The sequence below is a fragment of the Oceanisphaera submarina genome, from assembly GCF_046521305.1.
Classification (GTDB): Bacteria; Pseudomonadota; Gammaproteobacteria; order Enterobacterales; family Aeromonadaceae; genus Oceanimonas; species Oceanimonas submarina.
In genome coordinates, this window is record NZ_JBKGFN010000015.1 from 35,390 (window position 1) to 50,518 (window position 15,129).

A 15,129-nucleotide genomic window follows, 5' to 3' on the forward strand; every position below is an offset into this window, starting at 1 on the left:
CACTGGCCGCCATTTTTGTGAGACGCAGACACCATGAGAAGACTCTGTTTATTATCCAGTGCCTTGCTCCTGGCGGGCTGCCAGGCGATGTCGGCCGATTCGGCTCGACATCCCTATGGCCATCAGGAAACAGCTGGAGAGCAGGCGAACAGCCAGCTCTACCCCAAATCAGCGACCTATTCGTCGCTGCGGATACAAAGTAAAACCACCACCGACAGTGGCCGGACTTACAGCACCGTATCCCATTCATCAACCCATCGGCAGCAGCGCCAGCAAGCCCAGGTGCAGCAACCCGATCTGTGGCTCGATCTGGCCGCCAACATGCAACTTGATATGCCCCTGGATCATCCCAGGGTAGTGGCCCAACGGAACTGGTACCTCAAACATCCGGCTTATATGCGTTCCGTATCCGAACGCGCCAGACCGTTTCTCTATCTCATCAAGGAAGAGATAGAGAAACGGAACATGCCCATGGAGCTGGTCTTGCTGCCGGTGGTAGAAAGTACCTTCGATCCGCGTGCCTATTCCCATGGCCACGCCGCGGGTCTGTGGCAGATGCTGCAGGGCACCGGAAAACAGTTTGGTCTGCATTACGACAGCTGGTATGACGGCCGTTACGATGTAATGGCCTCGACCCGGGCCGCGCTCGACTATCTGGAATACCTGAACGGTTTCTTCGATGGCGACTGGGTACTGGCGCTGGCTGCCTACAATTCCGGCGAAGGCCGGGTGCAGCGGGCAATGAAAGCCAATCGTCGCCAGGGCAAGCCCACCGATTACTGGTCGCTGTCGCTGCCGAAGGAAACGCAGAATTATGTGCCCAAGCTGCTGGCCCTGGCCGATATTCTGAAGCAACCAGGCCACTATGGTATGGAAGTACCGGCGGTGCCCAATCGGCCGCAGTTGGCGGTGGTGGAGGTGGAAGGCCAGGTTGACTTGAACATGGCCGCCGATCTGGCCGGTATGAACCGGGGACAGCTCAAGCAGCTCAACCCGGCATTCAAGCGTGCCGCTACCTCGCCGGTGCGTAATGCCGAAATTCTGGTACCGGTGGCACATGCCCAGGGCTTCGAAATTGCCATGGCCGATCTGCCCGAGCAGGAACGCAAGTCCTATCAGCGCTATCAGGTCAAAGGCGGTGACAGCCTCGGCAGAATCGCCAGACGCAACGGCACCAGTATCGAAGCTATCCGACAGGCGAACAACCTGCGCGGCAGCACGATTCGGGTAGGCCAGACGCTGATGCTGCCCAGGGCATACGGGGCCGTGGCTCCCTCGCCCAATGAGGGTGTTTATCGGGTACAGTCCGGGGATTCCCTGTCGGCCATCGCCAGCCGTTTCAGTGTCAGCATTACCGACTTGCTGCGCTGGAACCAGCTGACCGACAAGCACAGCCTGCGCGCCGGACAGAGCCTGATCGTGGCGGCCAACGCCGGGTAACAAACCAAGCTTTCAGCCATGAATGACCCCAAGAGCCGCAATGCCAATCATTGCGGCTCTTTTATTCCACAGCCACGACGCCGCCGGTTTACGGCTTATCGCTGCCTTTCGCCCTGAAACTGACTTTAAGCGGCCCGTGATCCGAAGCATGAGAGCGCATGCTCTGCACCTGTACCAGTTCCAGCCCCCGATAAAACACCGCATCCAGCGGGTAACCGATGAAACGGGTGCGGTGATCCGGCGTGGGTACCGCCTCGATCAATTGCTCTCGCTCGGCCCAGCGTTGCAGCAAACGCGCTCGACGAGAGTTCCACCGATTGAAATCGCCGGCCACGATCACGGGGCCACCATAGTTTTCGACAAAGCCGCTGATCCTGTTCAGCTGTTCCTGATAGGTCCGGCCCCGCAGCGAAAAATTCACCGCATGCAGATTCACCACCAGCAGTTGCTGATCCGAGCCCTCGAGATGGTAATAGCCGAACAGCAGCGACTTGGGGATCCGGGTCGCCGGCTCCCGTATTCGTTGCCCGCACACCCGGGATGCCTGCCCTGCCGCGGCAGTCAAGACACCGTTGGCGGCCTGCTCCCAGTTGAATGCGGCCACCTGAAACCAGTGATAATCCCGGGCCTGCAGCCATTGGTGCAGCTCATCGCTGGCCCGAGCCTCCTGCAGCAACAAAAGATTATTGTCATCGACCCAGCGATTCAGTTCCACCTGCCAGTCACCCTGCTGCTTGTAGATATTCCAGCTCAGCAGCGAAAACGACGACGGCAACGACTGAATGGTATTCGCCGATGGATACAGACACTCGGCGGACACCGGCTCGACCCCATCGCTCAGGAGTATCGCTTTCGGCACCTCGATACAGCCACTCAGCAACAACGCCGAGGCCAGCAATCCGCCTTTAAGCACCGGGCTGGGCGGCACGGGGGCGTCCGTTCTCGTCAATGGCCACGTACACAAATTGCGCGCCGGCAACCCGATAACGGGGGCCGGCTTCCGGCACCAGTACCGGCTTGACCCAGACATCGACCCTGACGGTAATAGAAGAGCGGCCCACCTTGACCACGTCGCCATAGCAGCACACCACGTCGCCCACCTGCACCGGGCGCAGAAAGGTCATGTCGCCCACGGCCACAGTGCACACCCGCCCCAGGGCTATTTCGTTGGCCAGCAAGCTGCCACCCAGATCCATCTGCGACATGATCCAGCCACCGAAGATATCGCCATTGGCATTGGTGTCGGCCGGCATGGCCATGGTGCGCAACAGCAGCTCTCCCCTCGGGGTTTGTTGATCGGTCATCGCGTTCACGTCTCCTATCGGACAATTAAAGTGGGCATAATAATCAGCCGGCTCGCCGGCCGCAATTTTCAACATACAAAGGGGTTTCATGAAAGTCATTGTCGCATCACTCAACTCGGCCAAAATCGAGGCCGCCCGTCTGGCTCTGGAGCTGATATTTCCGGATAATCGCTGTCAGGTAAGCGGCCTGGCCGTGCCTTCCGGCGTGGCCGAGCAGCCGATGAGTGATATGGAAACCCTGACCGGCGCCCGCAACCGGGCATTGGCCGCCCGAGTGGCCCGGCCCGAAGCCAGTCTGTGGATTGGCATGGAAGGCGGTATCGACCGGTTACAACAGCAAAGCATCACCTTCGCCTGGCTGCAGGTGCTGGGCCCGGGACTGGACAACGCCGCCCGCAGCACCAGCCTGACGCTACCGCCATTCGTCGCCCGGGCGGTGGCCGAAGGTGAAGAGTTGGGTCACGCCATGGACAGGTTGTTCAACCTGAGCAACTGCAAGCAACAGGGCGGAGCCATAGGGGTACTAACTCAACACCTGCTGGACCGACGCCGGGTGTACCGGGACACGCTGATCATGGCGCTGGCGCCCTTGCTCAGTCCCGAGCCTTACGCGCGGCCAGCCACGCAAACCAGTCCGTTACCCGATAGTCGAGACCCAGCCAGCGACTGAGGGCACTGCCGTCGATACTCTTGCCCTCGCCACCGCCGTCGAATTGCGGCGGTGGCAAGTCGCGAAGTAGCGCCGCACGGGTATAAAACTCATGCCGACTCGGATGATGCGGCGCGCTGACATTAAGCACTTCCGGCCAGTCGTGACGGGCCAGAATGGCGGGAATAAAACACAGCAGGTCTTCCTGCGCCACCAGGTTCACCGGCTCGCCCCCCCCCGCGAAACGTCGTCCGGCCAGAAAACGCCCCGGTTCCCGGTTGCCGCCGACCAGACCGGACAGCCGCAAACACAGCACCTGCGGTATACCGCTGTGGTGTACCGCCTGCTCTGCCGCCAGCATGCGCTCCCCCCGGGTCGAGTCCGGCGCGGCATCCGCCTCGGTTTTGCTACCGAGTCCGCCATAGACAGAGGTGGCGCTGGTAAACAGCAGCCGCTGTACGCCCGCGTTGGCGGCAAGCATCGCCACTCTTCCCAGAGTCACCGCATAATCATCTACCTTGCCCGGTGGCACGCACAGCACCAGGGTCTGCGCTACCAGTGTGGCCGGCCAGGCCTGCGGCAGGGGCTCGTTGATGTCCCACATCAGAGCGTCTATGCCCTCTCGGCGCAGGCGCCCGGCCTTGGCCTCTGAGGTGGTAGTACCGACCACCCGATAGCCCCGGGCTTGCAGTGTCTTCGCCAGCGGCTCACCCAGCCAGCCCAGCCCCATGATGGCAACGCTTGGCTCAACATGCGGCTCAGTAGACATCATTCAGCTCCGCCGGTTTGATAAAGGTTTTTTTCTGCCCCAGCATGTCCTGATAAATCACCGAAAATGCCAACACGTTCTGCACATAGCCCCGGGTTTCCCGATAGGGAATATTTTCTACCCACACATCCATGGGTCGGCTGCCACTGCCCTTCAGCCAGCGATTGATTCGGGAGGGGCCCGCATTATAGGCGGCAATGGCCGGGATCCGATTGTTGTCATAGCGCTCCAGCAGTTCCTTGAAGTAACTGGAGCCCAGTTGCACATTCACCTCGGGACGGTAGACATCGGACGGATGCTGGTAGTCGCCGATACCGTGCTTGCGTGCGGTTTCCCTGGCGGTAGCCGGCATCAGCTGCATCAGACCACCGGCACCGACCGGCGAGCGCGCCTGTTCATAGAAGGCGCTTTCCTGACGGGCGATGGCAAACAGCGTGGCTTCATCCACCCCCAGGCGGCGGGCCTGCCGTTGGAACAGTTCCCGATAGACCACCGGAAAACGCAAGTCCAGATGATCCCAGGCGCGCACCTGAATACTCGCCACTATGGATTTATCGTACCAGCCCCGGCTCAGGGCCAGGCTGCCCAGCGCCAGCCCATCGGCTTCATTGACCCGGCCCAGCAGGTGATACCACTCGACGCGTGCCGCGGTTTTATCGCCCAGCGCCAGCCACTCTTCTACCCGCAGCAGCGCCGGCCATTGCCGACGGGCCTGACTCAACGACGGTGCCGGCACCAGGGGTTTCTTTTGCAGTGAAAAGTCGTGTCGGCCCTGCTGCGCCGACAAAAAGCCGTAGTAGTCCCGGTTCTGCGCCGCCTGCTGCCAGGCCTTGTCGCCCTCCGCATGACGATTCTGGGCCTTCAGCGCCCTGCCCCGCCAGTATTGCCAGCGGCTGTCCTGTTGCTCTGTCGCCGGCAGCCGGTCAATCCAGCCGGGCAGATGTCGCCAGTCCTGCTCCCAGATGGCCAGCCGGGCCCGCAGCTCGAACAGATCCGAATCACCCACCACCGGCAGGCGGCTGTCGAGCCAGCTGCGATAATCCCGGGTACGGTTGAACATCAGGCGCCGGGCCAGTTGCCGCTCTATGTCCGCCACCTGCTCCGGATTCAGGCTGGATTGGCGCCGATATTTGGGATAAAGGCTCATCACCAGCTCGGGTTTGGTGTCCGCCAGCCGCGACAGCGCCTGGGCCAGCGCCGCCTTATGGCGAGCCGAAGCGGTAGCCAGCAGGCTGGAGCCGGCCAGCAAGTCAGGGTCCTTGTCGAGAGACAGCAAGAAATCTCCTGCCGGTCGAGCTGCAGCACTCAACTGACGGCCAAGGTAGCCGAGCAACCCATCCTGACGATGCTGGTATGCCAGCAGCATCCGCTGCCAGATCTGTTCATCGCCACGCCCGCCGACGCTGTTCCATGCGTCAAACAGGGGGTTACAGATATCGGGCCGGGAATAGCCATGCCGCCACAGTCGCTCGGCACCGGCGATGGCCGTGGCCCTGTCTCCCGTTGCCCATTTGGCCCTGTAGTGCGCGCACTGCAGTTCAACGCTGTTGGGCAAGGCCGGATAGAATGCGAGGAACTCCTGCCAGCGCTGCTCCCGCGCCAGCCGGAACAGATAGCGGCGCTCGAGCCGGTCTGCCAGATGGGAGTCGGGATAGCGGGTCATGAACCGGGTGAGCTGAGCCCTGGTTAGCTGCGGCAGTTTGTCGGCAAGGATCTGATAATCCAGGTACACAGTGAGCGGATAGTCGTCCAACCCTTTACGCAGCCGCTCATAGGCGGGCAGATCGTCTTTTTTCAGCGCCTGCTCGGCCTGTCGATACTGATCACGCAATGGCGAGGCCTGAACGCTCCCCCCCAGGCTCAACAGCAGCAGTCCCACTCCAAACCAGCCTCTCACGGCGCACTCCCTCAGATGACGATATAGAACGCTATCCTAAGGAATAGTGACAACACTGCCAATGGGGGGCGATAAATTCTCTTTTTGCATCGGCCAGGCCCTGTCTGGACAAGACAATACAGGTCGTAGCGGTACTGGCACCAACCAGCATAGAAGGAGTGAAGGGAACAACTTATCCGATCGAGTCTGGCCCGTTTCACTCTCCCCTGACAAGGTTTTTTTGGTGGTAGCGGCGACCCGATCACAGATTTTGGCCACGGCGAAAGATGGGCCTGGGAAAGTTGATCTACGTCACGAAATTAAACTACTGTCAGGGTAGTCTGAAGTTGTACACAAACAAAGAAACACCTCAGGGGGTCCATATGTCCATTACCATTACCAGCAACGTTATCGACATCTCTCCCGCTATTCGTGAACGGATTGAAAGTCGCTTCGAAAAGCTGAGCCGGCGCCAGGTTGCGCTGATCAGCCCCCATGTCATCATTCAGAAAGAAGGACAAAACTATCTGGTAGAAGCGACCGCAGGCGTTCCCAACGATACCCTTTTCGCTCAGGCTGAAGATGAAAACCTGTACGCCGCCATCAAGGAACTGGGGCAGAGACTGGAGCGCCAGCTGAACCGTTATGCCGACAAGCCGCTGGCCCAGCGCACCCAGGCCGCTCAGCCGGTGGCCGTGGACGAAGAAGAGTAATCACGCCGGCTCAGGAGCTGCCCGTCCCTCCTGAGCCGTCGACACCGACAGCAAACACCTTGCAGGCGGTAAATAGCAAAAACGACCATTTACCGCCTTTTATCGGCCAATCTTCCCTCTTTGCCAAAAATTCCCGGAAAAGACTTGCCCTCGCCACCGCTTTTCAGTATTTCTATCAGGGTATTTACCAACATTGAGAACCGCCGTGTCCGTTTCCCTGTTTTTCTTTCGCTTCTTTTTTGCACCCTGCTTGTTTACATCATAAACGAGGCGACATCTGGTCTGGCAAGAAATAAACGAAAGACGAACAGACAAGCCTCCCACCGGGAGGCTTTTTTATTAGCCGATACTTCTTTAGGTACAAGGGAAGCCAAATTCATGAATCTGGATGAGATCAGAAGCCACATCAGCCTCCTCGACAAGGAGCTGCTGACCCTGCTGGCCAAACGCAAAGGCCTGAGTCTGGAAGTGGCCCGTAGCAAGCTGGAAAACCCGAGACCGATCCGGGATCAGGTACGGGAGCAGACGCTGCTGGTGGAGCTGATCAACCAGGGCCGTCAGCTTGGGCTGGACGCCCATTACGTCACCCAGATCTATCACACCATCATCGAAGACTCGGTGCTGTCGCAGCAGGCGCTGCTGCAGGACCTGCTCAACCCCCAGGATGAAGTACCGGCCATCAGCGTGGCCTTTCTCGGCCTGCGGGGCTCCTACTCCAACATGGCTGCCCGCAAGTATCTGTCCCGCTTTCAGGCCTCCATGGTCGAGCATAACTGCGAAACCTTTCAGCAAATCTTCGATACCGTCGAATCCGGTCAGGCCCAGTACGGCATTCTGCCCATCGAAAACACCAGCTCGGGCGCCATCAACGACGTGTTCGATCTGATGCAGCACACCAGCCTGTCCATCGTCGGTGAGCTGACCCAGCCGATAGAGCACTGCCTGCTGGTGGCGGTGGACACCGACGTCAACAAGCTGAAAACCCTGTACACCCATCCCCAGGTGTATCAACAATGCTCCCAGTATCTGAAGACACTGCCGGGCGTCAAAGTCGAATTCTGTGCCGCCTCCTCCAACGCCATGGAACTGGTCGCCAACCTCAAGAGAACCGACATTGGTGCCATGGGCAGTGCAGACGGCGGTGAACTGCACGGCCTCAAGCCGCTGGTACGCGGCCTAGCCAACCAGAAGCAGAACATGACCCGTTTTATCGTGGTGGCGCGCAAGCCGGTGGAAGTGGCGGCACAAATTCCTGCCAAAACCAGCTTCATCATGTCGACCGGCCAGCAGAGCGGGGCCCTGGTAGAAACCCTGCTGGTACTGCGCAGCCATCACATCACCATGACCAAGCTCGAATCCCGCCCCATAATCGGCAACCCCTGGGAAGAAATGTTCTATGTGGATGTCGCGGCCAACGTCAACAGTGACGAGATGCAGGCGGCGCTGAAAGAGCTGAAGGACATAGTCCGCTTCATCAAGATACTGGGCTGTTATCCCAGTGCCGAGGTGGCACCGACCCGCATTCCCTCCCGGGCGCTGAGCCAGGGTAACGGCGGTGCCTTGACGCCGCCGACCCACGAGCCGGCCGACACAAACGCGGGCATGCCACTGCAGATCGGCCGTTTTTACATGAGTCGTCAGGAGCCGTTGCTGGCCGCCATGCTGGCGACCTGGCCCGAGCGATCCGCCTTGCAGGAAGCCGCCCGTCGTCTGAAAGAGCGCGGCGGCCAGGTGCTCGCGGTCCCCTGTTTCGGAGAGGGCGACAGTAGTCAGCAACAACAGCGCCTGCAGCAGCTGCGTGACATTGCCGCCCAGTTTGATCTGGCCGCCATGACCCTGGTCCACACCCCGGAACAACTAAGCCGGGCGGCGGAATCCCTCGACTTGCTGTTGCTGCAGCCCATCGAAGGCCGACGCGACGAATTGCTGACCGCCGCCGGTCGCAGCACCCGTCCGGTATTGCTGCCGCTGGGAGACAAGCTGGAGCAGACCCTGACCGAGGCCGAGCAGATCTTGACCGAGGGTAACCAGCAGTTGGGGCTGCTCGACACTCGGAGCCGCTCCCTGCCCGAATTGCTGCGTCTGCAGCAGCAGAGTCGCCTGCCCCTGCTCAGCCAGTTGCCGGGCCAGGACGGCCTGTTGCCCGAACTGGGTCAGGCCCTGAAAGGCGCCGGCATTCAGGGATTCTGTATCACCCTGAACGAAGAGGACGACATGGCACCGTTGCAGCAACTGGCCCAACGGCTGTATCAGGATTAAAGATCAAAAACGGCGCCGAATGTTCGGCGCCGTTTTTCATTTCAGGCTTCGGCGCTTTCTCTCACGCCCTACACCTCACGTTTGTTTCACACCTGCACCATCAATCCGCATGATGGCGGCTGTCGTTGGCCTGGGCCAGCAAAATGCGGCTTTCCTTGAGGAAGGTGTCGGCATAGTCGCCGAAAAACTCGCTGACGGTGGAGAACTGCTGTACGAAGGCATCGCGCTTACCCTGCTCCAGTTGCTCCAGCAGCTCGCCGAAGCGGCTGTGGTAGCGACGGATCATCTCCAGGTTACCGGGCGACGACAATATGATATCGGCATACAGCACCGGATCCTGAGCGAACAAACGGCCCACCATGGCCAGCTCCAGCCGGTAGATGGGCGAGCTCAGCCGTAACAGTTGCGCCAGATCCGCCTGTTCGGCACAGAGGTGAGCGCCATAGGCGAAGCTGGTAAAGTGACGCAGGGCCTGCACCAGGCTCATGGCCTTGTCGTGCTCTTCGGCACTCACCGCCTGCAGGCGTGCGCCCCAGATACGCATCTGGGCCAACAGCCATTCATACTGCTCGCCGCCACGGCCTTCGCTGTAGATGATCACCTGCTTGGCCAGGCTGGACACATCGGGCCCGAACATGGGGTGTAGCCCCAGCACAGGACCGGCGTGCGCCTGCAACATCGCCGCCAGCGGCTCGGTCTTGATGCTGGTCAGATCGACCAGCAGACAGTCGTCGGCCAGACCGGGCAGTTGCTCGATCACCGCCACCGTCTGATCGATGGGCACCGCCACCACCACCAGGCCTGCGCCGGCCAATAGCTGGTCGGCCCTGCTCCAGTCGTCCTTTTCCAGGATCTCGACCGGGTAACCGGACAGGGTCAGCAAATGCGCAAACAGGCCACCCAGCTGACCGGCACCGCCGATCACCACCGCTTTGCCCAGTTGCGGGTTCATGCACTTGAAGCCGGTATCTTTTTCGCTGGCATAAGACTCGCGCATCGCCCGGCGCAACACATCTTCAATCAAGTCTGGCGGCACGCCTCGCGCCTCGGCTTCGGCCCGGCGCCGGGCCAGCATGGCCGCTTCACGGTCCGGGGCATAAATCGGCACCCCCTGGCGGCTCTTGACTTCACCTACTCCCGCCACCAGTTTCAGGCGGCGGGCAAACAGCTCAACCAGCTGCTGGTCAACTTCGTCTATCTGATCCCGCAGGACAGCTAATTCATCTACCATTGGTCCCATCCCAATTACAAAAGCACCGGCCCTTCCCGGACGCGGTGCTCTATTATGCCTGTGAACCGCCGGCAGGGACAGTCGCCCCGCAGCGGCAGGCGGCTCTATTCAATCACTCAGGTAATAACAAAGGCGCGGCACTCAGCCGAGTCGGGCTTTCAAGGGCGCGGCCAGCTGCTGATGACAACGTTCCAGCAGCTCGGCGGTGGTGTCCCAGTCAATACAGGCATCGGTTATCGACACCCCGTAACGCATCTCGCTGCGCGGTTGCTCACTGGACTGGTTACCCTCATGCAGGTGTGACTCCAGCATGATGCCAAGAATGGACTTGTTGCCTTCCTGAATTTGATGCACCACGTTCTCGGTGACCAGCGGTTGCAGGCTGTAATCCTTGTTGGAGTTGCCATGGCTGCAGTCTACCACCAGACTGGGAGACAGGCCGGCCGTCACCATCGCCTTTTCGGCCAGAGAAACATTGACCGAGTCGTAGTTGGGGTGCTTGCCGCCGCGCAATATCACATGACCGTCCGGATTGCCTTGGGTCACCAGCAAGGCCACCTGCCCTTCCTGATTGATACCCATGAAGGCATGAGACTCCGCCGCCGCCTTCAATGCATTGATGGCAGTGCCCAGGTTGCCGTCGGTACCGTTCTTGAAGCCTACCGGCATCGACAGGCCCGAGGCCATCTCCCTGTGGGTCTGGGACTCGGTGGTGCGGGCACCGATGGCCGACCAGGAGAACAGCTCGGCCAGATACTGGGGGCTGATGGGATCCAGCGCTTCGGTGGCCAGCGGCAGTTCCAGCTCGGCCAGCCAGCACAGCAGCTCGCGCGCCTTGTGCAGGCCCTGTTCGATGTCGAAGCTGCCATCCAGGTGAGGATCGTTGATAAAGCCTTTCCAACCGACGGTGGTGCGCGGCTTCTCGAAATAGACGCGCATCACGATATAAAGGCTGTCACTGTAGTCATCATGCAGTTTTTTGAGGCGGGTTGCGTACTCTTTGGCTGCGTCGATATCGTGAATGGAGCAGGGACCACAGATCACCAGCAGACGGTGATCCTTGCGCTGAATAATATCGGACATAGTCTGACGGGCCTGACCGACGAAAGACAGTGCCTGGCTGGAAATCGGCAACTTGGCCTTCAGCTCCGCCGGGGTGATCATCACCTTTTCGGATCGGATATGGATATTATTCAGTGTGTCTTTCTGCATGATGACATCCTCACTTGTAAACAAAACATTACAACCAAATAAAAAGAAATAAGATATCTGATTTGACATACTGTTATTTCTTTCTTACGCAACCGCTTTCACCATATCAAGGCCGGGCCGCCTTGCAAAGCCTGATAGCGCGCAAAAAACGGTTATTTTGTGCTATAGGGGTCAAGTGCGTATAAAAGAGCCAGAAAGCCCCCTGCCGCAAAGAAAGCATATACTCCGGAAGACGAGGAGACGTCATGGTTCAGCATCAATATCAGCAACTGGTAGTCGGCTTTCGCCGGGTCAACGCCAGCCGCACCGCACGACTTCGCCTGACACAGCGCCGTTGATTTCAGCTGTTATTCCTCTTCGGATCTGCCATGATGCCGCCCCTTTTACTGGAGCCTGATGATGCAACGACTTCTCCGTTTTTTCTTTCAGGGCCTGTTGATCCTGCTGCCCTTTGTACTGACGGTCTATCTGGTCTATCTGATCTTCAATGTACTTAACGAAACCCTGTTTTCGGCGCTGGGCTCGTTGCTGCAATTGGTGGTACCGGCACTGGAAGCAGGCTGGATTGCCGATTTGGCCGGTGGATTACTGACGCTGGTGCTGATCATCCTGACCGGCATGTTCGCCTCTTTCTATCTCGGCCGTTTTTTCCTGTCGCTGTTCGACAGTGTGCTGACCCGGATCCCCCTGGTCAAGCTGCTCTATAACTCGCTGCGGGACTTATTCAATGCGCTGATTGGGGATAATAAAAGGTTCAACAAACCGGTGGCGGTCAGCCTGATGGGTGGAGAACTGCAACTGCTGGGTTTTATCACCCGGGAAGATATGGAAGAGTTCGGCCTGCCGGGCAAGGTCGCCGTCTACCTGCCCCAGTCCTATAATTTTGCCGGCAATCTCATCGTCGTGGACAAGGACAAGATCCAGATCCTGGATGTGGCAGCCAGCAAGATGACCACCTTCATCGTCAGCGGCGGCATTACCGGAAAACCCTGAAAACACAGCTGTAACTGTCTTTTAGCCACAAGTCTTTGAGAATGGCCGCCATGCGAAGCAGCAGTGCGCTTTGGCCGACGAAAGTGCACGATACGGCAAGCGACAAGAACTTGTGACCAAAAGACAGGCTTAACGCTTTTCTTTATCCGTCTATCTCGTCCATGAAGGCTTCCAGCTCTTCATCCGAGGCGGGCTCGAATTCCTTGCCTATCTTGGCATCCTGATATTGCAGATAGAGATCCTTGGTCAGAGCATAAGGATCGAGCGCGTTGTCGATAATGGGCTCACGCTCTATCAGCTCGCTGCGCTGGTAGAGGCCGTCGAGTGCCCACTTGCCGGTGCGCAGGGCGAAACTCATCACGTCGTAGGGGAAATAGAGGCTGTCGACCATGTCGCCGGAAAGCTGCCGCAGCGTGGTTGGTCCCAGCACAGGGAGCATCAGAAAGGGTCCATCACCAATACCCATCTGCCCCATCACCTGGCTGAAATCCTTGGATCGACGCGACAGGGTCATTTTTTCCGCCACGTCGAAGTAACCCAGCACGCCGACGGTGCTGTTCACCCCGAAACGGACCAGGTTGGTACCGGCGCCGGGAAAATCGCCGGTCACCAGATGGTTGACGAAGCTGGCCGGCTCTTCCAGGTTGAGCACCACATTCTGTAGCCCGTCTCTGACCGGCTTGGCCACATAATCCGCATAGGCATGGGCCGCAGGACGCACCACATAGGGATCCAGCACATCGTAGTTGATGACCCAGGAGGCACGGTTGACCGGCTCGAAGGGATCTCGGGCATCATTGGCCGTCGCCCGGCCATAATCGGCCGGTATCGCCGGAGAAAAAGGATCATTGGTGCGTGGTACCTCCACGCCCTCATGGGCGGCACAACCCGTCAGGGTCATTCCCGCCGCAATAGTCAACATTCGCCACATAATCTAAGCCTTATCGCTTTTGTTATTATTTATTATTGCTCATGACGGCAGACCGGTCGGTCTTATCGCCTTACAAGGGCGTATCGATGAAGATGGACAGCTGACTGTCTTCACCGGTACTCAAGACGCCGCTGCGACCTTCCCAGGCATCGGTAGCGTCGGCCACGTTGCCGCTGGGCGCTATCCGCGCCTTGATCACCACCGTATCCCGCCCGCTCAGGTTGTTGCTGGCCACCATGGCGTCCGCATTGGACAGGGTTATGGTCAGCGGAAACGAGGGCCGCTCTATACGCCGGGCCACCAGCGGCATTTCGCCGCCATTGGCGTCGACCGCATAAACAAAGAGCACGGCACCCGGATGATAAGGCACTGCGCTTGCGGCATTCACCTCTACCTCGAAGCGCGGGCCGGTCACGGGGGCCTTGTCGCTTTCTGCCAGCCGTTGCTCGGCAAAGGCCACCGAACGTTCGATCATGGCATAACGAGGGCTGTCCGGCGACATACGCTGCAGAATCTGCTGCCAGCGGGCGATGGCCGCGGTCAGGTTGTCCTGCTGCAGCGCCATGAAGGCAAACACCGACCAGGCTTCCAGGTTGTCCGGATCCTTTGTCAGCACCTGCTGGATCATGCTTTCGGCGCGCAGCGCCTCGCCGGTCATGGCCAAGGCCTCGGCGTAAGGCACTATCACCATATCAGGGTTATCGGTCAGCTTGAGCGCCTTTTCCAGCGCATCACGGGCGGTTTCACCATCGCCCATTTCCAGCGTCAGGCGGCCCAGCAGCAACCAGCCACGAAAATCGTCACCGTCCTGATGCAACTTGGTACGCAACGACTGGATCAGATCCATCATGTCCTGCTCGGTCACTTCGCCACCGGGTTCAATCAGTACCTTGCGCGACAACTCACTCAGCCGGGCGGCATTATCCTGCCATTGTACAACCTTGGGATAGGCGCCCAACTGCCAGTAGCCCGCATAGGCCACGGCCGCGACGATCAATACCGCCGGCAGCCATAACCAGATACCGCGGCGATACTGCTGCGGCGTTTCGGTGACCACGTCGTCCAGCAGGCTTTTCTGCAGCTCCTGAGCCGCCGACTCACCCTCCTCCAGCAGGCCCTGCTCCCGGTCCAGCTCCAGCTCCTGCAATCGTTGCCGATACAACTGGGTGTTGAGTTGGTTACGGCTATGGCTGGACTCGGCCCGGCCTCGGGTCAGGGGCAGTATTATCACCAATGCCAGCAGCAGCGTCAGCAGGCCACTGAGGATCCAGAATAAGGTCATATCAGCTCTCTTTGTCTTTGTTCAGCAGTTCGGCCAGACGCCGTTGTTCTTGCTCGCTCAAGGCGCTGTCTGCGCTGTTTCGCGGTTTTTTTCGGGTTCTGACCAGCACTATGACCACTCCCAGCAGCATCACCAGCACGGGGCCGAGCCACAGGATCAGGGTAGAGGCCATCACCGGCGGCTTGTAGAGAATAAAATTGCCGTAGCGGGCCACCATGTAATCGATGATTTCTTTCTTGCTGCTGCCCTCGCGCAACATGGTGTAGGTTTTTTCGCGCAGATCCTTGGCCAGCTCGGCGTTGGAATCGGCAATGTCCTGGTTCTGACATTTAGGGCAACGCAACTCCCGGGTCAGCTCGCGGAAGGTCTCTTCCTGACTGGGAGAGTCGAATTCATAGACATCGATGGCAGCCAGGGCCGGCGGCAGCCAAAGCCCCGTCAGCAGTATCAGCACAGTGCATAAACGCATC

At 59.2% G+C, this 15,129-nt stretch carries 13 protein-coding genes, 1 pseudogene and 1 other annotated feature; of the genes and pseudogenes, 5 read left to right on the forward strand and 9 right to left on the reverse strand.

The features are described 5' to 3' along the window. Positions 1-33 precede the first annotated feature (33 nt). Positions 34-1,440: a LysM peptidoglycan-binding domain-containing protein gene (locus tag ACLEIV_RS14180; protein WP_410457285.1), complete on the forward strand. Its 1,407-nt coding sequence runs from the start codon at positions 34-36 to the stop codon at positions 1,438-1,440. An 88-nt stretch (positions 1,441-1,528) separates the two neighbouring features. On the opposite strand, the gene ACLEIV_RS14185 is transcribed toward ACLEIV_RS14180, so the two are convergent. Together ACLEIV_RS14185 and yciA are read right to left on the reverse strand one after the other, a co-directional pair. Beyond that, positions 1,529-2,368 (reverse strand): endonuclease/exonuclease/phosphatase family protein, encoded by an 840-nt coding sequence (locus ACLEIV_RS14185; protein ID WP_410457286.1) that lies wholly within the window; start codon positions 2,366-2,368, stop codon positions 1,529-1,531. After that, positions 2,346-2,744 (reverse strand): acyl-CoA thioester hydrolase YciA, encoded by a 399-nt coding sequence (yciA, locus tag ACLEIV_RS14190; protein WP_410457287.1) that lies wholly within the window; start codon positions 2,742-2,744, stop codon positions 2,346-2,348. Before yciA ends, ACLEIV_RS14185 begins: the two co-directional genes overlap by 23 nt. A gap of 88 nt (positions 2,745-2,832) precedes the next feature. Here yciA and yjjX point away from each other — a divergent pair, with 88 nt between their 5' ends. After that, positions 2,833-3,414: an inosine/xanthosine triphosphatase gene (gene yjjX / locus ACLEIV_RS14195; RefSeq protein WP_410457288.1), complete on the forward strand. Its 582-nt coding sequence runs from the start codon at positions 2,833-2,835 to the stop codon at positions 3,412-3,414. On the opposite strand, the gene ACLEIV_RS14200 is transcribed toward yjjX, so the two are convergent. Beyond that, positions 3,338-4,165 carry an NAD(P)-binding domain-containing protein gene (locus tag ACLEIV_RS14200; protein WP_410457289.1) on the reverse strand — a complete coding sequence of 276 codons (828 nt, stop codon included), beginning with the start codon at positions 4,163-4,165 and terminating at the stop codon, positions 3,338-3,340. The genes yjjX and ACLEIV_RS14200 overlap by 77 nt on opposite strands. Next, complete coding sequence (locus tag ACLEIV_RS14205; protein ID WP_410457290.1) at positions 4,152-6,059, reverse strand: transglycosylase SLT domain-containing protein; 1,908 nt, start codon at positions 6,057-6,059, stop codon at positions 4,152-4,154. Before ACLEIV_RS14205 ends, ACLEIV_RS14200 begins: the two co-directional genes overlap by 14 nt. 362 nt (positions 6,060-6,421) lie before the next feature. Between ACLEIV_RS14205 and hpf the strand changes: the two genes are divergently transcribed. Beyond that, positions 6,422-6,751 (forward strand): ribosome hibernation-promoting factor, HPF/YfiA family, encoded by a 330-nt coding sequence (gene hpf / locus ACLEIV_RS14210; RefSeq protein WP_410457291.1) that lies wholly within the window; start codon positions 6,422-6,424, stop codon positions 6,749-6,751. A gap of 204 nt (positions 6,752-6,955) precedes the next feature. Then, positions 6,956-7,092 (forward strand) — a sequence feature (Phe leader region). Between the two features lie 37 nt (positions 7,093-7,129). After that, positions 7,130-8,278: pseudogene (locus tag ACLEIV_RS14215) on the forward strand (chorismate mutase); the annotation flags it as partial. 832 nt (positions 8,279-9,110) lie between these two features. On the opposite strand, the gene tyrA reads toward ACLEIV_RS14215, so the two are convergent. Both tyrA and ACLEIV_RS14225 read right to left on the reverse strand, forming a co-directional pair. Beyond that, a complete protein-coding gene (tyrA, locus tag ACLEIV_RS14220) occupies positions 9,111-10,241 on the reverse strand; it encodes a bifunctional chorismate mutase/prephenate dehydrogenase (protein WP_410457292.1) in 1,131 nt (376 codons plus the stop codon). Positions 10,242-10,382: 141 nt separating this feature from the next. Next, complete coding sequence (locus ACLEIV_RS14225) at positions 10,383-11,453, reverse strand: 3-deoxy-7-phosphoheptulonate synthase (protein ID WP_410457293.1); 1,071 nt, start codon at positions 11,451-11,453, stop codon at positions 10,383-10,385. 399 nt (positions 11,454-11,852) lie between these two features. Here ACLEIV_RS14225 and ACLEIV_RS14230 point away from each other — a divergent pair, with 399 nt between their 5' ends. Next, entirely contained in the window at positions 11,853-12,446 is a 594-nt protein-coding gene (locus ACLEIV_RS14230; RefSeq protein ID WP_410457294.1) for a DUF502 domain-containing protein, read from the forward strand. Positions 12,447-12,588: 142 nt separating this feature from the next. Here the strand turns inward: ACLEIV_RS14230 and ACLEIV_RS14235 are convergent, their stop codons facing one another. From ACLEIV_RS14235 to ACLEIV_RS14245, 3 genes are all read right to left on the reverse strand, one after another. Further along, a complete protein-coding gene (locus ACLEIV_RS14235; protein WP_410457295.1) occupies positions 12,589-13,377 on the reverse strand; it encodes an MlaA family lipoprotein in 789 nt (262 codons plus the stop codon). Between the two features lie 70 nt (positions 13,378-13,447). After that, positions 13,448-14,659: a c-type cytochrome biogenesis protein CcmI gene (gene ccmI / locus ACLEIV_RS14240; protein ID WP_410457296.1), complete on the reverse strand. Its 1,212-nt coding sequence runs from the start codon at positions 14,657-14,659 to the stop codon at positions 13,448-13,450. Position 14,660: 1 nt separating this feature from the next. Beyond that, on the reverse strand, positions 14,661-15,128 hold the full coding sequence (locus ACLEIV_RS14245; protein WP_410457297.1) for a cytochrome c-type biogenesis protein: 468 nt from the start codon (positions 15,126-15,128) through the stop codon (positions 14,661-14,663). Position 15,129: the final 1 nt, after the last annotated feature.